Origin of the sequence: Hyphomicrobium sp. MC1 (genome assembly GCF_000253295.1) — a bacterium.
Lineage (GTDB): Bacteria > Pseudomonadota > Alphaproteobacteria > Rhizobiales > Hyphomicrobiaceae > Hyphomicrobium_B.
The window spans coordinates 895,720-917,796 of sequence record NC_015717.1 but is presented as its reverse complement, the minus strand read 5'-3'; the positions used below and the strand labels follow the sequence as shown (position 1 = coordinate 917,796).

26 protein-coding genes and 1 tRNA gene are annotated in these 22,077 nt (G+C 61.0%); 19 read left to right on the top strand and 8 right to left on the bottom strand.

Annotated features, from left to right (window positions below):
* Positions 1 to 341: 341 nt before the first annotated feature.
* The 4 genes from mnmA (at position 342) to HYPMC_RS04365 (ending at position 3,124) form a co-directional block, all read left to right on the top strand.
* Positions 342 to 1,529 (top strand): tRNA 2-thiouridine(34) synthase MnmA, encoded by a 1,188-nt coding sequence (gene mnmA, locus HYPMC_RS04380; RefSeq protein ID WP_050976857.1) that lies wholly within the window; start codon positions 342 to 344, stop codon positions 1,527 to 1,529.
* Positions 1,530 to 1,571: 42 nt separating this feature from the next.
* A complete protein-coding gene (locus HYPMC_RS04375) occupies positions 1,572 to 2,309 on the top strand; it encodes a class I SAM-dependent methyltransferase (RefSeq protein WP_013946590.1) in 738 nt (245 codons plus the stop codon).
* A 125-nt stretch (positions 2,310 to 2,434) separates the two neighbouring features.
* A tRNA-Met gene (locus HYPMC_RS04370) sits at positions 2,435 to 2,511 on the top strand.
* Positions 2,512 to 2,734: 223 nt separating this feature from the next.
* Entirely contained in the window at positions 2,735 to 3,124 is a 390-nt protein-coding gene (locus HYPMC_RS04365) for a hypothetical protein (protein ID WP_013946589.1), read from the top strand.
* 45 nt (positions 3,125 to 3,169) lie between these two features.
* Here HYPMC_RS04365 and arfB read toward each other — a convergent pair whose 3' ends face one another.
* Together arfB and HYPMC_RS04355 are read right to left on the bottom strand one after the other, a co-directional pair.
* The gene (gene arfB / locus HYPMC_RS04360; protein ID WP_013946588.1) at positions 3,170 to 3,589 is read right to left on the bottom strand and encodes an alternative ribosome rescue aminoacyl-tRNA hydrolase ArfB; all 420 of its coding nucleotides are present in this window, start codon (positions 3,587 to 3,589) and stop codon (positions 3,170 to 3,172) included.
* A gap of 7 nt (positions 3,590 to 3,596) precedes the next feature.
* Positions 3,597 to 3,968, bottom strand: coding sequence for a glyoxalase superfamily protein (locus HYPMC_RS04355; RefSeq protein ID WP_013946587.1), 372 nt, complete (start codon positions 3,966 to 3,968; stop codon positions 3,597 to 3,599).
* A 223-nt stretch (positions 3,969 to 4,191) separates the two neighbouring features.
* Between HYPMC_RS04355 and HYPMC_RS04350 the strand changes: the two genes are divergently transcribed.
* Positions 4,192 to 4,563 (top strand): hypothetical protein, encoded by a 372-nt coding sequence (locus tag HYPMC_RS04350; protein WP_050976747.1) that lies wholly within the window; start codon positions 4,192 to 4,194, stop codon positions 4,561 to 4,563.
* A 142-nt stretch (positions 4,564 to 4,705) separates the two neighbouring features.
* Here HYPMC_RS04350 and HYPMC_RS04345 read toward each other — a convergent pair whose 3' ends face one another.
* The gene (locus tag HYPMC_RS04345; protein WP_013946585.1) at positions 4,706 to 5,602 is read right to left on the bottom strand and encodes a branched-chain amino acid aminotransferase; all 897 of its coding nucleotides are present in this window, start codon (positions 5,600 to 5,602) and stop codon (positions 4,706 to 4,708) included.
* A 201-nt stretch (positions 5,603 to 5,803) separates the two neighbouring features.
* Here HYPMC_RS04345 and HYPMC_RS04340 point away from each other — a divergent pair, with 201 nt between their 5' ends.
* The 3 genes from HYPMC_RS04340 to HYPMC_RS04330 are packed head-to-tail and all read left to right on the top strand — an operon-like array spanning position 5,804 to position 8,558.
* Complete coding sequence (locus HYPMC_RS04340) at positions 5,804 to 6,394, top strand: MarR family winged helix-turn-helix transcriptional regulator (RefSeq protein WP_013946583.1); 591 nt, start codon at positions 5,804 to 5,806, stop codon at positions 6,392 to 6,394.
* Positions 6,391 to 7,098, top strand: a complete 708-nt coding sequence (locus HYPMC_RS04335; protein WP_013946582.1) for a response regulator transcription factor — start codon at positions 6,391 to 6,393, stop codon at positions 7,096 to 7,098. Before HYPMC_RS04340 ends, HYPMC_RS04335 begins: the two co-directional genes overlap by 4 nt.
* Before the next feature lie 47 nt (positions 7,099 to 7,145).
* Positions 7,146 to 8,558: an ATP-binding protein gene (locus HYPMC_RS04330; protein WP_013946581.1), complete on the top strand. Its 1,413-nt coding sequence runs from the start codon at positions 7,146 to 7,148 to the stop codon at positions 8,556 to 8,558.
* 243 nt (positions 8,559 to 8,801) lie between these two features.
* Here the strand turns inward: HYPMC_RS04330 and proC are convergent, their stop codons facing one another.
* From proC to HYPMC_RS04315, 3 genes are all read right to left on the bottom strand, one after another.
* Positions 8,802 to 9,629 (bottom strand): pyrroline-5-carboxylate reductase, encoded by an 828-nt coding sequence (proC, locus tag HYPMC_RS04325; RefSeq protein WP_013946580.1) that lies wholly within the window; start codon positions 9,627 to 9,629, stop codon positions 8,802 to 8,804.
* Between the two features lie 60 nt (positions 9,630 to 9,689).
* Complete coding sequence (locus HYPMC_RS04320) at positions 9,690 to 10,187, bottom strand: YbjN domain-containing protein (RefSeq protein WP_013946579.1); 498 nt, start codon at positions 10,185 to 10,187, stop codon at positions 9,690 to 9,692.
* A 250-nt stretch (positions 10,188 to 10,437) separates the two neighbouring features.
* A complete protein-coding gene (locus HYPMC_RS04315) occupies positions 10,438 to 10,716 on the bottom strand; it encodes an accessory factor UbiK family protein (RefSeq protein ID WP_013946578.1) in 279 nt (92 codons plus the stop codon).
* A 195-nt stretch (positions 10,717 to 10,911) separates the two neighbouring features.
* On the opposite strand from HYPMC_RS04315, the gene lgt reads away from it, so the two are divergent.
* The 6 genes from lgt (at position 10,912) to HYPMC_RS04285 (ending at position 17,148) form a co-directional block, all read left to right on the top strand.
* Positions 10,912 to 11,754 (top strand): prolipoprotein diacylglyceryl transferase, encoded by an 843-nt coding sequence (gene lgt, locus HYPMC_RS04310; protein WP_013946577.1) that lies wholly within the window; start codon positions 10,912 to 10,914, stop codon positions 11,752 to 11,754.
* A complete protein-coding gene (locus tag HYPMC_RS04305; protein WP_013946576.1) occupies positions 11,751 to 12,887 on the top strand; it encodes a class I SAM-dependent methyltransferase in 1,137 nt (378 codons plus the stop codon). Before lgt ends, HYPMC_RS04305 begins: the two co-directional genes overlap by 4 nt.
* Positions 12,888 to 12,915: 28 nt before the next feature.
* Positions 12,916 to 13,701: a peptidoglycan editing factor PgeF gene (gene pgeF, locus HYPMC_RS04300; protein WP_013946575.1), complete on the top strand. Its 786-nt coding sequence runs from the start codon at positions 12,916 to 12,918 to the stop codon at positions 13,699 to 13,701.
* Between the two features lie 275 nt (positions 13,702 to 13,976).
* The gene (locus tag HYPMC_RS04295) at positions 13,977 to 14,975 is read left to right on the top strand and encodes a hypothetical protein (RefSeq protein ID WP_244420975.1); all 999 of its coding nucleotides are present in this window, start codon (positions 13,977 to 13,979) and stop codon (positions 14,973 to 14,975) included.
* 178 nt (positions 14,976 to 15,153) lie between these two features.
* A complete protein-coding gene (locus tag HYPMC_RS04290) occupies positions 15,154 to 16,089 on the top strand; it encodes a ribose-phosphate pyrophosphokinase (RefSeq protein ID WP_024275475.1) in 936 nt (311 codons plus the stop codon).
* Positions 16,090 to 16,278: 189 nt separating this feature from the next.
* Positions 16,279 to 17,148 (top strand): hypothetical protein, encoded by an 870-nt coding sequence (locus HYPMC_RS04285; protein WP_197535966.1) that lies wholly within the window; start codon positions 16,279 to 16,281, stop codon positions 17,146 to 17,148.
* 12 nt (positions 17,149 to 17,160) lie between these two features.
* On the opposite strand, the gene HYPMC_RS04280 is transcribed toward HYPMC_RS04285, so the two are convergent.
* On the bottom strand, positions 17,161 to 17,571 hold the full coding sequence (locus HYPMC_RS04280) for a Fur family transcriptional regulator (protein WP_041300693.1): 411 nt from the start codon (positions 17,569 to 17,571) through the stop codon (positions 17,161 to 17,163).
* Positions 17,572 to 17,856: 285 nt separating this feature from the next.
* On the opposite strand from HYPMC_RS04280, the gene HYPMC_RS04275 reads away from it, so the two are divergent.
* From HYPMC_RS04275 to HYPMC_RS04255, 5 genes are all read left to right on the top strand, one after another.
* Entirely contained in the window at positions 17,857 to 18,570 is a 714-nt protein-coding gene (locus HYPMC_RS04275; protein WP_013946570.1) for a 50S ribosomal protein L25/general stress protein Ctc, read from the top strand.
* A 113-nt stretch (positions 18,571 to 18,683) separates the two neighbouring features.
* A complete protein-coding gene (gene pth / locus HYPMC_RS04270; RefSeq protein WP_024275472.1) occupies positions 18,684 to 19,424 on the top strand; it encodes an aminoacyl-tRNA hydrolase in 741 nt (246 codons plus the stop codon).
* Between the two features lie 38 nt (positions 19,425 to 19,462).
* Positions 19,463 to 20,188: a hypothetical protein gene (locus tag HYPMC_RS04265; RefSeq protein ID WP_013946568.1), complete on the top strand. Its 726-nt coding sequence runs from the start codon at positions 19,463 to 19,465 to the stop codon at positions 20,186 to 20,188.
* 93 nt (positions 20,189 to 20,281) lie between these two features.
* A complete protein-coding gene (ychF, locus tag HYPMC_RS04260) occupies positions 20,282 to 21,379 on the top strand; it encodes a redox-regulated ATPase YchF (RefSeq protein WP_013946567.1) in 1,098 nt (365 codons plus the stop codon).
* 11 nt (positions 21,380 to 21,390) lie between these two features.
* The gene (locus tag HYPMC_RS04255) at positions 21,391 to 21,630 is read left to right on the top strand and encodes a DUF3297 family protein (RefSeq protein ID WP_013946566.1); all 240 of its coding nucleotides are present in this window, start codon (positions 21,391 to 21,393) and stop codon (positions 21,628 to 21,630) included.
* Between the two features lie 23 nt (positions 21,631 to 21,653).
* Here the strand turns inward: HYPMC_RS04255 and HYPMC_RS04250 are convergent, their stop codons facing one another.
* Entirely contained in the window at positions 21,654 to 21,956 is a 303-nt protein-coding gene (locus tag HYPMC_RS04250; RefSeq protein ID WP_013946565.1) for a hypothetical protein, read from the bottom strand.
* Positions 21,957 to 22,077 lie beyond the last annotated feature (121 nt).

Below are 22,077 nucleotides of genomic sequence, written 5' to 3'. Positions count from 1 at the left end.
CCGGCCACTGAAATAGGGCGCCGATGAGGCGAACTGTTCCATTGTGACCCAATCGCTAACCGTAAGTCTTTCTCAGCGAAAAATGGGCCAACGGCAGCTTCCGGATGACACACAGCCTTGCCGATGGCAGATTTGAGAACTATTGATTACACGCTATTCGAATTGGCGGTGGCGCCATCCAGGCTGCGTCACGGTAGTTGTCTGAATCTGTTCAATCTTTTGAAGGATAGCGGCACAGGGATAGCGTTGCAGGGGCCGACCGATGGCCCGCTTTGAGTTACCCTAGCCTCTGCTTGATCACCATGACTCAGTCTGAAACGACATTTGCCAGCCGCGGCACGATGACCAATCCCGCCAACGCGCCCATCGCGGCGCCGGCCGCTCGCAAGCGCGTGGTCGTCGCCATGTCCGGCGGCGTCGACAGCTCAGTTGCTGCGGCAATCATGAAGGCAGCCGGCCACGACGTCATCGGCGTCACACTCCAGCTTTACGATCATGGGTCAGCCACCGGACGCAAGGGCAGCTGTTGCGCCGGCCAGGATATCCACGATGCTCGGCGCGTCGCCGAAGCTCTCGACATCCCCCATTACGTTCTGGACTACGAGACGCGCTTCGCCGCCAAGGTGATCGAGACGTTCGCCGAGAGCTACGTCGCCGGCGAAACGCCGATTCCGTGCGTCACCTGCAACAACGAGATCAAGTTCCGCGATCTTCTCGACACCGCCAAGGACCTCGGCGCCGACGTACTCGTCACGGGCCATTACGTGCAGCGGCTCGACACCGAGCACGGCCCCGTCCTCGCCCGCGCCGTCGATACAGATCGCGACCAGAGCTATTTTCTGTTCGGGATCACAAAGGAGCAGCTCGCGTCCCTGTGGTTCCCGATCGGCGGCATGCGCAAGGACGATGTGCGCAAGCTTGCCCGCTCGTTCAATCTGCCCGTCGCTGATAAGTCCGACAGCCAGGACATCTGCTTCGTCCCGACCGGCAAGTACACCGACGTGATCGAACGCCTGAAGCCGACCGCGCTCGATTCCGGCAACATCGTCCACCTCGACGGTCGCATTCTCGGCCGTCACGATGGCATCGTTCACTACACGGTCGGTCAGCGTCGCGGCATCAAGATCCCCGCCGCCGAGCCGCTGTACGTCGTGCGCCTCGACGCCGCCCGCAACGAAGTCATCGTCGGGCCGCGCTCGGCGCTGACGACGACCGGCCTGATGCTGCGCAACGTCAATTGGCTCGGGGAAAAGCCGCTCGAAGACGTCGGCGCCTCGGGACTTTCGCTGTATGTTCGCATGCGTTCGTCGCAGAAGCTTCGGCTCGCACTGCTGCAAATCGAACAAAATGGTGCGGTCAGAATTGAACTTCATGACGGTGAGGAAGGTATTGCGACCGGTCAGGCGTGCGTGTTTTATGCCGATGACGGGACGGAAGGACGCGTTCTCGGCGGGGGCTGGATTGCCAAGACGATCAAGGCAAACGGTGTCGAGCCTCGCGTTACGACGATGGCCGAGTTGGGACGCTAGGCGCATCGGGCAAGATTGTTTGCGGACTGATGGAGATCGGCAGTGAGTGATAACAAGCCTTCGAGCTTCCGCTCCGCGACAGCGCGGTCGGAAGCACAGAAAGGGCGTTCTGCAACGAAGGTACTTCAACTCGACGAAGGCCAGGTTCGCGACGCTTACCGTCGTTGGGCGCCTGTCTACGACTATACCTTCGGAGCCGTTTCGACCGCTGGCCGCCGTCATGCCGTCGAAATCATCAACTCCGGCTCAGGGCGCGTTCTCGAAGTTGGCGTCGGCACCGGCTTGTCACTTCCGAACTACAAGAAACACCTCGACATCGTTGGCATCGACCTCGCGCCTGAAATGCTTGAGAAGGCCCGCGAGCGCGTCAAAGCCGAAAAGCTGACGAACGTTTCCGGCCTCCACGAGATGGACGCCAGCAATCTCACTTTCCCCGACAACACCTTCGACACGACGGTTGCGATGTACGTCATCACCGTCGTTCCCGATCCCAAGAAGGTGATGCTTGAACTCGCACGCGTAACCAAGCCCGGCGGCGAGGTCATGCTGGTCAATCACTTCAGCCAGGACGAAGGCGTCCGCGGCTGGGTCGAGCGCCAGATGGCACCGTTCGCCGACCTCGTCGGCTGGCATTCCGTCTTCGACGTCTCGCGCGTCATGGTCTGCCCGGACCTGAAGCTGATGGACCGCAAGGCACTCCGACCCTGGGGCATCTTCACGATGATGCGCTTCCGCAAGGACGAAGGCTCGGCTTCCCTCCGCCCCGAAGCGGCGGAATAGCTGCCAGCCCTCAACCAATTGCCGAGATAAGCGGTTCGGCGGCATTTTGAGACGGCGCGCCGTGTTGACAGAAAGGCACGGCGCTCCCTATAGACGGTCCCTCGACGGCGCAGCGCGCCGCGTGTGGCGGGATAGCTCAGGTGGTTAGAGCGGCGGTCTCATAATCCGCAGGTCGGCGGTTCAAGTCCGCCTCCCGCTACCAGATTTCAAACCAAGCATTCGCATTTCCCCAGCGCGCCGCTTCGGCCACATCGCGCTTCAGGCGCGGAGCCGCCTTTTCTCAAATCGATGACAATGTCAGCCTCGGGCGAGGTTCGCGGGTTAGAAAACGCTGTTTCATCGGCGGCGGGTCATTTGCATGTGCTTACCGCGGCCGACAAGGCCATCACGGCCCTCCTTTATGCCTCCGCTCCATAGGAGACCGCATGTCCATTTCATCCGTCGGCAACTCGGACGCCTACGCACGCTATCGCCAGCAGGCGCTCGATCTCCTGGCTTCGCCCGGCCAGCAGACGCAAGCCGGTCAGACGACAGCCCTGTCCTACATCACGCCACCGGCCACGACCGATCCCTCCGACACCAATCCGTTCACGACCAAGTTCAAAACCGATCTTTCGATGCTCAACGGCTCGAATGACGGCAAATCGCACGCTCATGGTGCGCACGGCCACCACGGCAAGGCCGACGCGACATCGCAGACGAGCGATAGCACGACGACCACCGATACGGCCGCGACCGACCCGCTCCAGCAGACGCTTACCGAATTCGCCAATCTCCTGAAGACAGCCGCCGGCATCGCCGCGGTGATCGCCTGATCCAACAGGCGACAAGACGGTTACTCGCGAAGCCGCACAGCGGTCTCAATCGAAATCGACTTTACGGCTTCGCATTTTCTTCACCTGCCCGCGCACGGTCTTTGCTTTGATGCGCTCTTCACGGGCGCCGCGCGACGGCTTGGTTTTGATCCGAAGCTTCGGCCGCACCAACGCTTCTGCAATCAACTCAGCGAGGCGTGCACGCGCATCCGCCCGGTTCTGCTCCTGACTTCGAAACCGGTCCGCCTGGATGACGATCACGCCATCGAGTGTCAGCCGCCGCCCCGCAAGCCGCTTCAGGCGCTCGCGGGCGTAAGGCGGTATCGACGTGTTGGCTCGCAGGTTGAACCTCAGTTCGACTGCCGTCGACACCTTGTTGACGTTTTGGCCACCCGGTCCCGACGCCCTGACGAAGCGCTCTTCGAGTTCCGCTTCGTCGATGTCGAGCGCATCGGAAACGCGCATCGCGCTGCTAGTCCTTCTTCGCGGGCGAGAAGAACATCAGGCGGTTGAAGAACGGATCGATGACTTTGATCTCGCGCGTCCCCCACGGCATCGCTTCGATCCCCGGCCGCATGTACTTGTAGCCCTTCCCCATGATCTCAGCGTGATAGCCGTCAATATCGTCGACGGCAATTCGAACCGCGCTGCCTGGGGATGCGTCCCCATGATGCTCGGAGAGATGGATGATGCAGGCGCTCCGTGAGATCTGCGCATAAAGCGGCGTGCCCGGCTCGAACCGATGTTCCCAGTCGAGCGTGAACCCCAAGAAGCCAAGGTAGAAGTCTTTGGCCTTCCCCTCGTCGAATATCCTTAATATCGGCACGGCCGGAGCAATGTGCATAATCACCAACCAACAATTGCAGACAGAGGCAAACACCACTATTGATTGCGAAAAGGCTGCGGCATAGTATTCGCGATTGCGAAATTCGGGAACAACCCTCAGGAGAAGATCGTAAGGCAGTTGGTGCGCATACGGAATATAGCCCCATTTCGCCCTACATTGCGCCCTATTTGTAGCATTTTAGCAGCAGCATTTACCATTTGTTGAATGCCGCAACATAGCCTTGGTCGAAGAGCTGCAATCGACCGCCAGCTTAAGGGGCGAATCATATTACTGGCTTAGGGCTGAGGAAGCCGCCATGCGAACTGCGACGACATCGACCGCGATTCACGCCATTGAGGAGACCACACGTGTGGCTCATCCGTCTGGCTTCTCGCGCTTCGCTGGTCTCGCGATTGCCTCCCTCATTCCTGCCGCCTTCTGGAGTGCGATTCTCGCCGTCGGCGCGTTGTGGCTCGACAAGCCGCTGTCCTCGAAAACGATCCTGATGATCGGCGCGGTGATTGCTCTATTCCTCTTCGCGATTTGCGCTCCGCTGATGTTGCGCCGGCCGGCCACCGACACCGACGCCAAAATCGAAGCCCGCAAGGCGTAGAACAAGCCCATATTTCAACTCGCACGCCACATGCGCCTAGGCCTGAGGCTCTATTGCGCGGCATTGTCTAGCCTTCACAAAAAACGGAGCGCCGTCGAAACGGCACCCCGCTAATCTCTGCTAAACAGTTTCGAAACGTGGCTTACTCCGCAGCGACACGCTTCTTCGGTTTCACCAGTTCCATATAGTCGTTCAGGAGCGTCTCGGTGACTTTAGCCGGCTTGTATTTGTGCTCGCCAATCTCCGAAACCGGCGTCACTTCCGCCGCCGTACCGGTGATGAAGCATTCCGAGAATGACGCCAGCTCGTCCGGCATAATATCGCGCTCGATCACCTGAATTCCGCGTTTTTTCGCCAGCTCAATGACCGTCCGCCGCGTGATGCCGTTAAGGAAGCAATCGGCCGTCGGCGTATGAATGACGCCGTCCTTGACGAAGAAGATGTTGGCGCCGGTGCATTCCGCCACGCGGCCCTTCCAATCGAGCATCAAAGCATCCGAATAGCCCATGCGCTCGGCGCGGTGCTTTTCGAGCGTACAGATCATGTAGAGACCGGCAGCCTTGGCGCGCGACGGCGCGCAGGCCGGATCTGGACGACGGTAAACGGCATTGGTGATGCGAATACCCTTCAGCCGCTGTTCCATCGGGAAATAGGAACCCCAGTCCCAGGCAGCGACGGCAAGATGGATCTTCGAGTTCTGCGCCGAAACACCCATCTGCTCGCTGCCGCGCCATGCCACAGGCCGCACGTAGCAGTCTGACAGTTTGTTGGCGGCAACGACATCCCGGCAGGCTTGGTCGATTTCGGCGACGGTGTACGGAATTGTAAAGTCGAGGATCCGGGCGCTTTCGATCAGCCGCTCGCTATGCTCGGTCAGCTTGAAGATCTCGCCGTCGTAGGCGCGCTCGCCCTCGAACACCGAGCTGGCGTAGTGCAGCCCGTGCGTCAGGATATGAACGTTCGCGTCGCGCCAGGGAACGAGCGCTCCATCCATCCAGATGAACCCGTCGCGATCGTGAAACGGAATAAGGTCGGCCATGCCAGCGTAATCCTTCCTGGTCTTTATCATTGGCGAATTTGAAGTGGTGGTGTATGTCGCGCGGTCCGTCACGGACGGGCCAGGCAGGCTGAAATGCTCGGAAAACCGATATTTCAGTGCGCCGCGTGCAAGACTATGGACCTGCGGGACAAGCCACCAAATTGGCTTGCAACAGAATACAATCGAGGCCAATAAGTCAACATGACTGACATAACGTCAGAAGGCCCGTCAGAACATCGCGGCGCACCGGGACAGCCCTCCCACGCCCAGGACGCTGGCCGACGCTCTCCCAATGCCGACCTGATCGCCTGTATCGAGCTGTTTTACTTTGCGTATCGGGGCTTTACTTGCGACCCGGACACGATACTTGAGCAATACGGCTTCGGGCGCGCGCACCACCGCGTCCTGCACTTCGTGCACCGCAATCCCGGCCTGAAGGTCGCGGAACTGCTCGATATTTTGCAGATTACAAAACAGTCATTAGCGCGCGTCTTGAAACAGCTCGTCGATGAGGGCTTCATCATCCAGAAAGCGGGCAACGAGGATCGCCGAGAACGCCGCCTCTATCTGTCGGCAAAGGGCGCGCGTTTGACCGATAAACTGACACAAATCCAGGCCAAACGGATTGAAGGGGCTCTTGCCGGGCTCGGCGAAAACGCCGACACCGTTGCAAGGAATTTTCTCTTCGCGATGATTTCCGAAAAGGACAAGCATCGTGTCGAAAGCCTTATCCGTAGCGAGCACGGCGGACTGCCCTCGCCCGAACCTGGTTGCAACCCACGGGAACCATGATGGCACCGGACCGAACTGAACCTTTGGCCGATAATGCCCCGCACATCCTCGTCGTCGATGACGACCAGAAAATCCGCGGACTGCTCGGCCGCTTTCTTTCGAGCAACGGCTTCCGCGTCACCGAAGCGTCTGACGCTGCCTCCGCACGATCCTACATGCGCGGACTGGCGTTCGACCTGGTGCTGCTCGACGTCATGATGCCAGGCGAAAGCGGCTTGTCGCTTGCCCGCGACCTGAAGCTGACGCGTCCGGTGCCGATCTGCATGCTGACCGCACTCGCCGAAGCCGAGGATCGCATTTCAGGCCTCGAAGCCGGCGTTGACGACTACGTTTCGAAACCGTTCGATCCGCGCGAGTTGCTGCTCCGCTTGCGCAATATTCTTCGCCGCGGCCAGACGCAATCCGCCCAGCGCGATGAAATCCGCATGGGCGGCTGCGTCTTCAACATCACGCGCGGCGAACTCAAGCGCGATGACGAAGCCATCAAGTTGACCGAGCGCGAGCGCGATCTTTTGCGCCTCTTCTCGCAACGCATCGGCGTCGCCGTCCCGCGCCATGAACTGTCGAGTGACGACAGCACTGGCAGCGAGCGCGCCATCGACGTCCAGATCAACCGCCTCCGGCGCAAGATCGAAGCCGACCCTTCGAACCCGGTCTATTTGCAAACGGTCAGAGGCAAAGGCTACATCCTCTACACCGATTGACCGTAACAGCGCGCTCGGGCCGACCGGCGCAAGGCGGATAGCATCCCATGGCCGTTGTGCCCGAAACGACCCCGGAGACCGGCAGCCTCGCCGCGCGCTATCAGCGCTTTCGCGAGCACCCGATCGTCATGCGCATCCTGGGTCTCGGCTCCGAGATGCTGCCGAAAGGGCTTTATGCCCGCGCGCTGCTGATCATCATCACGCCCATCGTCGTCCTCGAAGGCGTGATCGCATTCGCGTTCATGGAACGGCACTGGCAAGCCGTTACGCGCCGGCTTTCGGAAGCGACCGCGCGCGACATCGCGGCCGTGATCGAAGTCTACGAGGACATGGCGAAACGCGAAGGTCCCCAAAAGATCATCGACCTCGCGCGCGATCGCCTCAACCTGCAAATGGAAGTGCTGCCAAGCGGCGACCTGCCGCCGCCTGGTCCGAAACCGTTCTTTCGCCTACTTGATCGCGCGCTCTCGAACGAATTGCGCAAGCACGTACAGCTGCCGTTCTGGATCAACACCGTCGGCGATCAGAACGTCGAGATCCGCGTGAAGCTCGACGATGCGATCTTGCGTTTCGTCGCCACCCGCAGCCAGACGTATGCCTCGAACTCGCACATCTTCCTGCTGTGGATGGTCGGCTCGTCCGTCATTCTGCTGACGGTCGCGATCCTGTTCCTGCGCAATCAGATCAGACCCATTCTGCGCCTTGCCGATGCCGCCGACGCTTTCGGCAAAGGCCGCGGCATCCCGGAGGATTTCCGCCCGCGTGGCGCGCGCGAGGTGCGCCAGGCCGCGCTCGCCTTCCTGCAGATGCGCGACCGCATCAAGCAGCACGTCGAGCAGCGTACGACGATGCTGGCAGGTGTCAGCCATGACCTGCGCACCGTCCTAACCCGTTTCAAGCTTGAGCTTGCCCTGCTCGAAGATACACCGGAGACGCGCGCACTCTCCGCCGACGTCGACGAGATGCAGCACATGCTCGAAGACTACCTAGCCTTCGCGAAAGGCGACGGCGGCGAGGAAGCCAAGCCGACGAACCTCAAGGAGCTTCTCGAAGAGATCGTCGACGATGCGTCGATCTACGCTTGCTCGATCGAACTCAAGATCCGCAAGAGCAAGGGCGACATCATCCTGCCGTTGAAGCGGCAGGCCCTGAAACGCGCCATCATGAACCTCGTCACCAACGCCGCCCGCTTCGGCGACCGCATCATCATTCGTGTGGCACCCGAAGGCCGCTGGGTCCGCATCGAGGTCGATGACGACGGTCCCGGCATTCCCGAGGACGAACGCGAGAACGTTTTCCGGCCGTTCTATCGGCTGGACCACGCTCGCAATCAGGACGAGGGCAACAGCGGCTTGGGGCTCGTCATCGCCCGCGACATCGCCAAAAGCCACGGCGGCGAGATCGCATTGGGCGAGAGTTCGATGGGCGGCCTCCGCGCCATTATCTCTTTGCCGCAATAGAGAAATTTGGCCGTCGATCACAAATTTGGCGCGCGTGGCACACGCCCTTGTGATTTGACCGTAACGTTATGAAGTTACAATTTCTGCACATCGGTTCCGGCACGATTTCCCGTCCGACTACGGCGAAGGTGTCCTCCAAGGCTGCAGTCGCCGGAACCGAAGTTCCACGCTGTGGGTCGCCAACCCACGGGAACGCCAATCGAAGGTCGCGAACCTCGGGCGAGACCAATTTCCCAGCCCTGGTCAATGCCCGAGTTCGCGGCCTCGTTTTTCCGCCGCCAGCACCGCTTCCGTCATCAGCTCTTTGAGGCCGCTGCCGTCGCGCATCAACACGGCCAGCGCAGCCGCCGTCGTGCCGCCCGGTGACGTCACGTTCTGGCGCAGCGTCGCTGGATCGGTCTTCGACTGATGCAGAAGCTCACCGGCACCTGATACCGTGGCAGTGGCGAGCCGCTTCGCCGTCGCCGCATCGAGCCCCGCCGCAACGCCAGCGTCCGCCAGTGCTTCCGCCAGCAGGAACACATAGGCAGGTCCCGACCCCGACACCGCCGTTACCGCGTCGATCAGGTCTTCTTCGGGAACCCAAACGACATCACCAACCGCACCGAGCAGCGCTTCGCAGGCAGCCTTTTGAGACTGTGTTGTATGAGCGTTCGCGACGGCACCCGTGATGCCGCGCCCGATGGCGGCCGGCGTATTCGGCATGGCCCGTAGAACGGCAACACCAGCCGGCAAATGCCTCTCGAAGCTCGCAATCGTCTTACCCGCCGCAATTGACATGACGACCGTCTGTGGCCCCGCGATCTTGGCCAAGGCCGGAAAGACGTCATCCATCGCTTGAGGCTTCACCGCGACGACGATGACAGCGGGTGGCGGCGACCGCGGTTCCAGAACCGGCTGCGACGCGATCCCGTGCTTCTGCGCGAGTTCGAGGGCGGCTCCGGAAAGCTTCGGCTCCTGGATGATGACCTGAGCCGGATCGAGGCCCCGCTCAAGCCAGCCTGCAAGCATCGCTGTGCCCATTTTGCCTGCGCCGGCGAGCACGACGGAACCATCTAATTTCAGAGACATAACCCGGACACCTTGGAAAGTGGCCGGGCGTGGGTCGAGACGTCGCCCGATGGACCCGGCTTAAGCCTGCCCCTGCGTCTCGAACATCGTCGAAACCAGGGCTTCGCGGCTTTCCTTACCTGCCCACACCACGAACTGGAAGGCCTGGTAATACCGTTCACAGCCTTCCAGCGCCGCTTTCAGCATCGCTTCGCACTGCCGGACCGTCGCGACGGCACCGTTAAGCAGCAGCGCGTGACGGAACATCACGAGCCCTTCCTGGGTCCACAGATCGAAGTGGCCGAGCCAGAGCTGCTCGTTGATCTGGGCGATCAGGCGATACATTTCCGTCAGGCGGTTTTCTGGCACCCGGAAATCGAACGCGCACGCCAAGTGCAGGGCTTCGAGATCGTCACGCCAGTTGATCGAGATGTGATAGTCGGCCCAGGAACCCGCAACGATCAGCGTCAGCTCTTCGTCGCTCGCGCGCTCGCACGGCCAGTCATGGGCATGCGCGAGCTGTTCGATGAGATCGATCGGATTGAGAACGCGGTCAGAACCCTGTTCCGCAACTGCCATTTGATATCGCTCTCCAGTCTGCCGCGCGCCGGGATGGCCACGAAACAACCACGCGATTGGGATTTCCCAAATTGCGCCGCTTTCGTGCTGCTGCGCCGGACAAAACCAGACGGCCCTGCGAGTCGCAAGCTGACCCGGCGGGCCAGGAAATCTTGTCCACGATCAAAGTGGCAAAGCCCAGGCGGAACAGGGGCCAAGGCCGCCTTGGGCCACGATTGCTGGTGAAAAGCGCTCGAACCTGTGGATGCCTTTAGGCAGCGGTGCCGCCCTGCGGCGAAAGCTTCGAGAGCTTGGCTTCCAGCTCCGCGATGCGCGCCGCCAGCGCCTCGTTTTCCTGCCGCGCCTTCTGCGCCATTTCGCGCACCGCTTCGAAATCCTCGCGCGTCACGACATTCATATCCCGCAGGAACTTTTCGGCTTGGCCCCGAAAAACAGCCTCGGTTTCTTTCTTGAAGCCCTCTGCCGCACCCGCTGCGTCTGTCATGAGCTTGGCAAAGTCGTCGAAGAATTTGTTGGTCGTCTGGGTCATTTCAAGATCTCGGATTGGAACGGTTATTCAACTATGGCGATAGGCAGGCATGGCTGCAAGCTTACGACATTCTCATCTTGGGTCTGCCGGATGCATGCTTGACATTAAGACGGCGTTACCCAAACAACGCGGCCTAAGACCGGCCTTCCCTGGTAACTCGATACGGCCATTTGCGAAACCTCGCCCGGAGAGCCGATGACACCCCTCGCCCTTCTCACCTACCCCGATATCGACCCGGTCGCGATCCATCTCGGGCCAGTCGCCGTCAAATGGTACGGCCTCTCGTATATGGCCGGCCTTTTGCTCGGCTGGTGGTATATCCGCAACTTGGTTTCGACCCCGCGGCTCTGGGCGGGCAACAAACCGCCGATGACGCTCGAACGCATCGACGACCTTCTGCTCTTCATGACCTTTGGTGTCATCATCGGCGGCCGCCTCGGTCAGATCTTTCTCTACGACCCCGATTTCTACTTCTCGCATCCTCTGGAGATGGTGAAGGTCTGGAAGGGCGGGATGAGCTTCCATGGCGGCGTCATCGGCTGCGCCATCCTGATCTTCGTATTCGCTTACATCTACAAAGTGTCAGCCCGGTCCGTGGCGGACCTCGTCTGTGCGTCCGTACCCTTCGGCCTTTTCTTTGGCCGGATCGCCAATTTCATCAATTCCGAGCACTGGGGCCGCGTGACCGACGCCTGGGTCGGCATGGTCTTTCCCAACGGCGGCGACAACCCGCGCCATCCGAGCCAGCTTTATGAGGCGGCGCTCGAAGGCATCGTGATGTTCATCATCTTGCGGATCGCCACCCACCACTTCTCCTCGCTGAAGCGCCCCGGACTGACGACCGGCATCTGGATGATCTGGTACGCCATCGCCCGCAGCTTCTCGGAGATCTTCCGCGAGCCCGAGCCCTATAACATCATGAACATCGGTCCCTTCACGGCCGGTCAGATGTACTGCGTGCCGATGGTTATTCTGGGGATCTATCTGATCTGGACCGCCTGTCATAACAAGAGCGAGCCCGGAAAGGCTGCGGTGTGATCGATAACGGCCTGCGTCGCGATACACCGCTCGCCCGGCGGATCAAGGAACGGATTCGCCGCGACGGGCCCATGACGGTCGATAGCTACATGTCCGCCTGCCTTTGGGATGCGGACTACGGCTACTATCGCCGTCAGCAGGTGTTCGGCGCATCGGGCGACTTCATCACCGCCGCCGACGTATCGCAGGTCTTTGGCGAGCTTCTGGGCGTCTGGGCCGGCGTCGTCTGGCAGGGCGTGCTCGGCGCTCCCAACCCAATCACCATCGTCGAATACGGCCCCGGACGCGGCACCATGATGCGCGATATTCTTCGCGCCGCCCGCATCGTCCCCGGCTTCTCGAACGTCACGCGCGTGCATCTCGTCGAAGCCAGCGAATCCCTGATCGAGTTGCAAACTGCAACTCTGTCGGAATTCCGCCACGTGCTGAGCTGGGGCCGCGAGCTCGATGAGATCAACCCGCCGGCCATCATCTTCGCCAACGAATTTCTCGATGCCTGGCCGGTCGCCCAATGGGTCAAGACCGCATCGGGCTGGCACATCCGCGCCGTGACCCTCGATGCCCGCGGCGACCTGCAATTCACCGCAATCGACGGCGAATGCCCGCGCGATGCCTTCGAAGCCCTGCTGCCCGGCGCCCCGCCCGGAACCGTCATCGAGAGCCAGCGCCTCGACCAGCTTGCCGACGCCCTGCAAGCACTCTCCGAACGCGGCCCCATCGCCTTTCTTATGGTCGACTACGGCCACACCACACCGGCCGCCGGCGACACGCTGCAAGCGGTCCGGGCGCATAAGTATGAATCTCCGTTGACGTCGCCGGGCGAAGCCGACCTGACGGTGCACATCAACTTCTACGATCTCGCCTCGACGCTGCATCGCGCCGGTCTGGCGCTTGATGGCCCCGTGACGCAGGCGGAGTTCCTCGGTGCTCTCGGCATTGTCGAGCGCGCCTCGCGTTTGATGGCGGCCAATCCGGCCCGCGCGGCCGAAATCGAAACCGGCGTCGCTCGCTTGCTCGCCCCCAACGGCATGGGAGGGCGCTTCAAGGTCCTCGCAGCCCGCTCCCCCGGTCTACCGTCGCTTCCGGGCTTCAGCGCGGCCCGCGAGCAGAGCGCCGTGCCCGGACCAGCATGAAGCCCCGCATAAAGGCAAAGCGCGCCCGATGACCTTGAAACCCATCGAAGCCCGAAATCTCTCCAGCCGGAACGGCATCCGCCACGGCTTCTTCACCCGCGAGGGCGGTGTCTCGACGGGTCTCTACGCCAGCCTCAATTGCGGCTGGGGCTCAAGCGATGACCAGAACCTCGTCGCCGAGAACCGCACCCGGATCGGCCGTTTTCTCGGCGGCGACGAAAAACTCGGCGGCGGTGTCGTCACGCTCTACCAGGAGCACGGCACGATGGCGCTGCACGTGACCAAAGCGCCAGACCGCGCGGCCCTCCCCCACGCCGACGCCGTCGTCTCCAATACGCCCGGCCTTGTCATTGGCGTTCTGACAGCGGATTGCGCCCCAGTCCTGATGGCCGACGCAGAGGCCGGCGTCGTCGCTGCCGCTCACGCTGGCTGGCGTGGAGCTATTAACGATGTTGTCCGGAGCGCCGTCGCGGAAATGGAACGTCTCGGCGCCAAACGCGAACGGATCACTGCGGCCGTTGGCCCGTGCATCAGTCAGTCGGCCTACGAGGTCGGTCCCGAGTTCGAGGCGACCTTCCTTGAGCGTGATCCAGCGTTCAGCACGTATTTTACGCGGGCGAACCCGAACGCGCGTCCGCATTTCGATCTGCCGGCCTTTGTGACAATGCGATTGCAGGCAGCCGGCGTCGGCAGCATCGAGGATCTGGCGCTCTGCACCTGCAAGAACGAATCGCTTTTCTTCAGCTACAGGCGTAAAACTCTCCTCGGGGAAGTGGACTATGGCCGTCAAATCTCCGCCATCGTCGTGGCGTAACGGCATAATCCACAGGGAAGTCCGAGCCGACGCCAACGTTTACACCGGTCGATAACAGTTTCGCCGAGCTCCCGTCTGGACGGGTCGTTCAGGGCTGATCTACAGGGATAAGGGTCAGTTCCGGTAGTAATCACAGGAGTTCAGGCCGCGGAGGTAATGTGTTCCGGCCGCCGGGGAAGTCGCGGTTGGATAAGGGGGGACGTCGAGTGGCGACCTTTTGCTCTGCTCGGGTACGCGAGCGCCGAACACGTCTTTGGACGATCGGGTCGATACTTTTGGCTTCGCTGGTAACGGCAGGCCTGGGTGGTTGTGGCTCATCATCAAACCTCTTGGGCGGCATAGGCGGTGGCAGCGGAACGCCCTCGGCACAAAACTCGATCGCTCTCCCGACAGGCGCGTCACCATCGGGACCCGTTACACAGAACGCCAAATTCCAGATCGCGCCGGTTATCGGATCGCCCGAAAACGTCGCTCACGAATTGCAGTCGCAGCTTGCTTCTGCCATCGGCCGAGAGGGCCTGAGCGTCGGCACCTCGAACAATGCGACGGGCGAATATGTCGTCCGCGGCTACATCGTGGCTGCTCGCGAAAAATCGAAAGCGAAGATCTCCTACATCTGGGATGTGACCGACCAGAGCGGCAAGCGCGTCCATCGCGTGACGGGTGAGGAAGTCATCGCAAGCGCCGGGAAAGACCCCTGGTCGGCAGTGACGCCTGCCGTCGTAGAACGGATCTCCGGCAAGACCTCGAAACAGATCGCTAGCTGGATCGCGAGCGGCGGCGGTGTTCCGATGGCCTCGAACATCAACACGCAATCGACCAACGCTCCGTCAAGCCCGCCGCGGCCGACGACGTATGCCTCGGCTGCATCGAGCCCGGCTTCGCCGACGACCGGCAGCATCACTCACTCCGGTCCCATCACGGCCGTCGTGCCGCTGGTGACGGGAGCGCCCGGCGACGGCAGCACCACGCTCACCACCGCAATTCAGCGCGAATTGTCGAAGAGCGGCCTGAAGCTGGCAACTACGCCCGACTCGCAGGCCTACAAAGTTGTCGGCAAGGTCGCCATGGGCACCAGCAAAGACGGTAAGCAGCCGATCCAGATCGACTGGAACGTGATCGACCCGAGCGGCAAGAAGCTCGGCACTGTGTCGCAGAAGAATGAGATCCCGACCGGCTCGCTTGACGGCTCCTGGGGACAGACCGCCGATGCCGCAGCCGCCGCTGCTGCGCAAGGCATTATCAAGCTCTTACCGCCAAAGAGCGTCGAATAATCAGTAGCCGGTCAGGTTAACCTCGATCGGCAACACTGTGACAACAGCTTGGGCTCGGACGGTTGAATCGTCCGGGCCCAATTGCTACAAGCCCGCAAATGAAGAGGTTTCTGGAGCGCAAATGCCTTTCGATTCCAAGGGTGACGCCCGGAACAGTGACGGCCGAGGGAAGCTGGGCGTGAAAATCATCGCGGGAAACAGCAATCGCCCCCTCGCCGAGGCGATCTGCACCTATCTGAAGCTGCCGATGGCCAAAGGCCAGGTGAAGCGCTTCGCCGATATGGAGATCTTCGTCGAAATCCAGGAAAACGTCCGTGGTCAGGACGTGTTCGTCATTCAGTCGACGTCGTTCCCCGCCAACGACAACATGATGGAGCTGCTGATCCTGCTCGATGCGTTGAAGCGCTCGTCGGCGCGCCGCATCACAGCCGTCATCCCATACTTCGGTTACGCCCGGCAGGACCGCAAACCCGGTCCGCGTACGCCCATTTCGGCCAAGCTCGTCGCCAACCTGATCGAGCGCGCCGGCGCCGACCGCGTTCTGACGCTCGATCTCCATGCCGGCCAGATCCAGGGCTTCTTCGACATCCCGACCGATAACCTCTTCGCTGCGCCGGTCATGACGCGCGACATCGAAGAGCACTATGGCAACACGGACGATATCGTCGTCGTGTCGCCCGACGTCGGCGGCGTCGTCCGCGCCCGAGCGCTCGCCAAACGCATCACCGCGCCAATCGCCATTTGCGATAAGCGGCGCGAACGTCCAGGCGAAAGCGAAGTGATGAACGTCATCGGTGACGTTGACGGCAAACGCTGCATCCTGATCGACGATATCGTCGATTCCGGCGGTACGCTCGTCAACGCCGCTGAGGCCCTGCTGAAAAACGGCGCGACGGAAGTCTCTGCTTACATTTCGCACGCTGTGCTGTCTGGCGGCGCCGTCAGTCGCATCCAGAACTCGCGTCTGAAATCGCTCGTCATCACGGACTCGATCCTTCCGACCGAAGCCGTAAAGGCCGCGCGCAATATCCGCGTCATGTCGATCGCGCCACTCATCGGCGAAGCGATCCTCCGCACGAGCCGCGAAGAAAGCGTCTCAAGCCTCTTCTACTGATACACTTTCCAGAAGCCGGATTTCCGATCCCCAGCGGTGCCGATTCGCACTGTTCGGGAAAAATTCCCCATGTCATAAGAAATTTGAGAACAATAACGGGAAGCAAATTCTCGAGGGGGAGGCGTGGGGCGAATCCCGGTTCACACGCGAGCGGCAGGCTGCGTTGTTGCCTTGCTCATGGGCATCTGGATGCTCACGTTTTCACAGGCGGCGATGGCGGGTCCGTCACTCGACCAGTTCGAAATCAAAGACCTCGACACCGAACCTGGCGCGATCGAGATCGAAAGCCAGAATGACTTCTCATCTGGCAATCCGAGACGCGGCGTCGTTTCCAATGGCGCAGGCGGCATCATTGCCGACGACAATACGGTGACACGCCAACGCGAAGGCCTGGAAGTTGAGATGGGCCTCACGACCTTCGTCAAACTTCGCCTCGGCATCGAGTTCGAGCAGCAGCGCCTGGACGATCCCAAGACCTTCAACGACGCCGATCGGATGGGACCGCTCGAATTCGACAGCTACGGCGCCGAAACTATCTGGACCGTCATCAAGCGCAAAGGCGACGGCATCGGCGCCGGCTTTCTCGTCGAATGGGATCAATCCGCACACGAAGACGAAGCTTCGACGCTGACGATTGGTCCGATCATCGAATGGCAATCCGGACGCTGGAGCGCAAACATCAATCCGACCGCCATTCAATACTTCGGCGGTGGCTTCGAAAATCAGGGCAAGCTCGATTTCGGTTACGCCGCCCGGATCATGTATCGCACATCCAAGCAGCTCGCTCTTGCCGTTGAATCCTATGGCGGCGTCGAACGCATCAGCGGCGGCAATATGGACGAGCAGCAGCAAATCTTCGGAACGTTCAATCAGTATCGTCTCGGTCCTATCGCCTACTGGACGTTCGGCGACGCAGATGACGACGACACGCTCTCAAAGAAAGATGACGCTGAAGACGAACGAAAAGTTGAGACGACGGTCGGGTTCGGTGCGCTGTTCGGTTTGAATAGTGCGACGCCCGCAACCACGCTGAAACTCAGCCTCGATATCGACTTTTGAACCTTGGCTTTATCAATCGTGTCCTACGGTGCAATCTCCGCAGCGTCCGCGAATTTCCATCGTCATTGAGCGGATGTTGAAGTCGTTCTTGCTTGCCCACGTCTGCAGGCTCTTCACAGCGGTCGGACTATCGAATTCCTTCACCGTGCCGCAGGAATCGCAGATCGCGAAGACAGCTTTTCCGGCGTGATGAGGATGATCGCAAGCGACGAAAGCATTGAGGCTTTCAAGCCGATGCGCCAAGCCATCGTCGATTAAACGTTGTAGAGCCCGATAGACCGTTGGCGGTGCGCTGACACCCTTTGCGCGCACCTGTTCGATAAGCTCGTAGGCGCTCACGGGCCGCCCGACGCCCCTCAGCGCTTCGACAATGATTTTGTCCTGATCGGCCGCGCTCCGGCGCTTGGTCGTCTTCTTCGTCATCACTTCGGGCATCTCCACCACCCACAATTGCAGGTCACAACGCAGGGTTTCCAGTAAATCACCCCTTAATATGCTGATTTTCTCAGCAACTTTCCAGTCCGACCCAAGTATTGTGCGCCTATTTGGGGCCATTTCCGACCGTTGCGCGCGGCGGCAACCCCAGGTATATACCCGCCATCTCAAGAAGATTTTCCTGAGACGCCGCCCGGCACCCTTGGAGGCCGGCAAGCGGCTTTTTGGCTCTTCTGATAGGCAGGAGAGCCTTTAACACTCGGAGACGATGCCATGGCTGAGCTCATTACGCTCAAGGCTACGGCGCGCCCGCGTGCCGGCAAGGGGGCCGCACGCCAAGCACGCCGCAATGGAAATGTGCCCGCCGTCATTTACGGCAACCACGAAACCCCGGAAACGATCAATCTCGAATACAACGAGCTGTGGAAGCAGGTCCTGCGTGGCCACTTCACCTCGACGGCTATCGAGATCGACGTCGAAGGCACGAAGCACATCGTGCTCGCCCGCGACGTCCAGGTCGACCCTGTCCGCGACACGCCCCTTCACGTTGACTTCCAGCGCGTCGGCAAGGATGGCGTGATCCGCGTTTCGATCCCCGTGCACTTCACTAACGAAACGTTGTCGCCGGGTCTGAAGCGCGGTGGCGTTCTCAATATCGTCCGCCACGACGTCGAAGTGTTCTGCCCTTACGACAAAATCCCGCGCGCGTTCGAGATCAATCTCGAAGGTATGGAGATCGGCCGTTCGATCCACATCTCGGCCGTCGAGATGCCGGAAGGCGTTTCGCCCGTCATCAAGAACCGCGACTTCACGATTGCGACGATCGCCGGCGCCCTGAAGGGTGACGACGAAGCCGCAAGCGCAACCGCGGATGCCGCTGCCGCTCCCGCCGCGGGTGCCAAGGCTGCTCCGGCCGCCGCTGGCAAGGCAGCCCCGGCTGCTGCAGGTAAGGCCGCTCCGGCCGCCAAGCCCGCCGCGAAGAAGTAAGAGACTTTTGCTGGGCCCGGCATCTTTCCTTTGGGAAGTGGACCGCCGGGCCCAGCAACAATCCCGTGCCTTCCGGGCTGCTCGCCGAAGGCGAGTCGGAAGGCACAGTCGAAATGAAGCTCTTCGTTGGCCTCGGCAATCCGGGCGAGAAATACCGCGCCAATCGCCACAACATCGGCTTCATGGCGCTCGACCGCATCGCGGAACGCCACAGCTTCGCGCCCTGGCGCAAGAAATTTCAGGGGCTCATCTCCGAAGGCTCGATCGGCGGCGAGCGCGTGACGCTGCTGAAGCCCGAAACCTACATGAACGAGAGCGGCCGCTCTGTCGGTGAAGCCCAGCGTTTTCTAAAAATTCCGCTGTCGGACATTTACGTCTTTCACGACGAGTTGGACCTTGTACCCGGCAAGGTGAAACTGAAAACGGGTGGCGGCAACGCCGGTCACAACGGTTTGCGCTCGATCACCGCGCACATTGAAAACGAGTACAAGCGCGTGCGCCTCGGCATCGGTCATCCCGGCTCAAAAGATGCCGTCGTCTATTATGTTTTGAACGACTTCGCGAAATCAGAGCGCGAATGGCTCAATGCGCTGCTTGATGCCATCTCCGACGCCGCCCCCTATCTCGCCAAAGGCGAAGACGACCGCTTCCTGAGTGACGTCGCTCGCACGACGCAGGAGGATCACGAAACGCCTGCGCCCAAGGCTTCGCGCGCGCCACAAGAGTCGCCGCGCCCGCCGAAGGCATCGCGGCCACACCCAGCCGGTGAACGCGCGTCCAAACGCCAATCCGCCCTCGCCGACAACTTGAAAAAATGGCTGAGCGCGCGAAAATCCGGCGGCGAGGACGCCTAGCATCCTCGCGAAGTTTGGCGAGTTGTGGGGTTGAGCCGATGTCTGAGTATCAGGAAGAGAGCCGCGCGGACTCCGGATCGCGATCTCTTTTCGATCTGGTTATCGGCGCGCTCATTTTCCTTTTCACCGTCGGCGTTTTCGGCAGCGTGCTGAATGACGCTTATTTCGCGCGCGATAAAGACAAGACCGGCGTCCGGCGCATTTTCGCCCACCGCTGGAATGATCGCACGCTGGTCTTCCCGATCGAAGGCACCGACCGCCAGGGGCGCCGCGCCGTGTTCGATGTCGTTGTGCTGACGAAGAATTACGGCTGGGTCCGCGGGTCGACGACGGAACTCGAAAAGGACGACACCATCCTGTCGCCGCAAGAGATCCAGGACGAGGTTCTCGCGCCGCAATTGCGTCAGGGCCTGGGCACCGCGCTCGGTCTGATCGCTGTCGGCCTTGCGAGCCAGGAAGGCGACGTCGCCCGTGAGGAGCAGCGCGGCGGTCTCCGCGCCGTTCGCACCGCACAATGGGTGCGCGGCGCAGTCGGCGATCGCATCCCGATGTGGACGCTTAATCTCGGCCGCTACATCGATCCGTGCGCCGATTGCGAAGATATAGATACGAGCTGGCAGCGCCCGTTCATCGTCATCGCGGTCCGCAGCGTCGATCAGGGTACGCACATTTCGGAGGCGCTTGCAGACGCCATGTCCGGCACGAGCAATCTTCCCGCACCCGCGCGCTACTCGACATTCGCCTTTACCAAGTACCAGCGGTGAGCCATACGGCCGCACATTGGACCGATAAGGCTTCACATTAGGGCCTGGGTCGCTTAACCCACGGACCACAACCTAAACGGATATTTCCCCACCATGGGCTTCAAATGCGGCATCGTCGGCTTGCCGAACGTCGGCAAGTCAACCCTCTTCAATGCGCTCACGCAAACGGCGCAGGCCGAGGCGGCCAACTATCCCTTCTGCACCATCGAACCGAACGTCGGCGAAGTTGCTGTTCCCGATAAGCGCCTCGACACGCTCGCTGGCATTGCAGGTAGCAAGGAAATCATTCCGACGCGCCTGACGTTCGTCGATATCGCCGGCCTCGTCCGCGGCGCTTCGAAGGGCGAAGGCCTCGGCAACAAGTTCCTGTCGCACATTCGCGAAGTCGATGCCGTGGCCTACGTGCTGCGCTGCTTCGTTGACGAAGACATCACCCACGTCGAGAACCGCATCGACCCGCTCGCCGACGCTGACGTCGTCGAAACGGAATTGATGCTGGCCGATCTCGAAAGCCTCGAAAAGCGGATCTCGCAAATCGAGAAGAAGGCGAAGTCCGGCGACAAGGAAGCCAAGGCGCAGTACGCCGTCATGGAAAAGCCGCTGGTGCTTCTGCGTGAAGGCAAGCCCGCCCGTCTCGCGCAGATGACCGCCGAAGAGATGCCCGCCTTCCGTGCGCTGCAACTGCTGACGTCGAAGCCCGTCGTCTATGTCTGTAACGTCGAGGAAGCGTCCGCCGCCAATGGCAACGCCTATTCCAAACAAGTTGAAGAGCGCGCGAAAGCCGAGAATGCGGCTGTCGTCGTCATCTCCGCCAAGATCGAAAGCGAATTCGCAGGCCTCGCGCCGGAAGATCGCGATGCCTTCCTTAGCGAGATGGGCCTCGACGAACCGGGCCTCAATCGCCTGATCCGCGCCGGATACGACCTGCTCCACCTCGTGACCTACTTCACCGTCGGCCCGAAGGAAGCCCGCGCCTGGACAATCACGCGCGGCACCAAGGCTCCGCAAGCCGCTGGCGTCATCCATACCGACTTCGAAAAAGGCTTCATCCGCGCCGAAACCATTGCCTTCGACGATTATGTAACCGGCAACGGCGAAACCGGTGCTAAAGAAGCCGGAAAAATGCGTCTCGAAGGCAAGGACTACGTCGTCCAAGACGGCGATGTCATGCACTTCCGTTTCGCCAACTAGGACGAACAAACATGTCCGACGAACTGCCCGACCGCCTTTGCAACGATCCCGCAAGCCCGTTCTTCAACGAAGAGCTTCTGAAGCGTGACATCGGCATCCGCTTCAATGGTACCGACAAAACCAACGTTGAAGAATACTGCATCAGCGAAGGCTGGATCCGCGTTGCGGCAGGGAACGCGCGCGACCGCAAAGGCCGCCCGATGACCCTGAAGCTCAAAGGCAAAGTCGAGCCGTATTTCCGCACGGCGTGATGATGACGCCAAATGCGGCGCGATCAGCTTCCGCGCCGCTTTCTCGTCGCTGCGGCTTTCCGCGCTGACGCACTGCGCGCTGCCGCTGGTCGCGACGCCGATGCCTTGCCGCCGATACGGCCTCCGCGCTTCGACGCGACGTGCGTGTCTTTCTTACCGCGACCCGAGCCGCTCTTGTTGCCGCCGCCGCTCTCTTTGTTGACGGTCGCCCAGGCGCGCCGCTCGGCTTCCGACTTGCCGACGCCGCGCTTCTCGTAGCCTTCCTCGATGTGTTCGGCCTTGCGTTTCTGTTTGGTCGTATAGCTCGATTTATCGCCTCTCGGCATGACGGCTCCTCCTCGATACATTGAGTGCCGTTCGAGCAACGCGCTGGCACTCGGGAAGTTGCGTCCTACCAGCAGCAAACCGCCGAAACAAAAAAGGCCCCGCACGAGCAGGGCCTTTTCA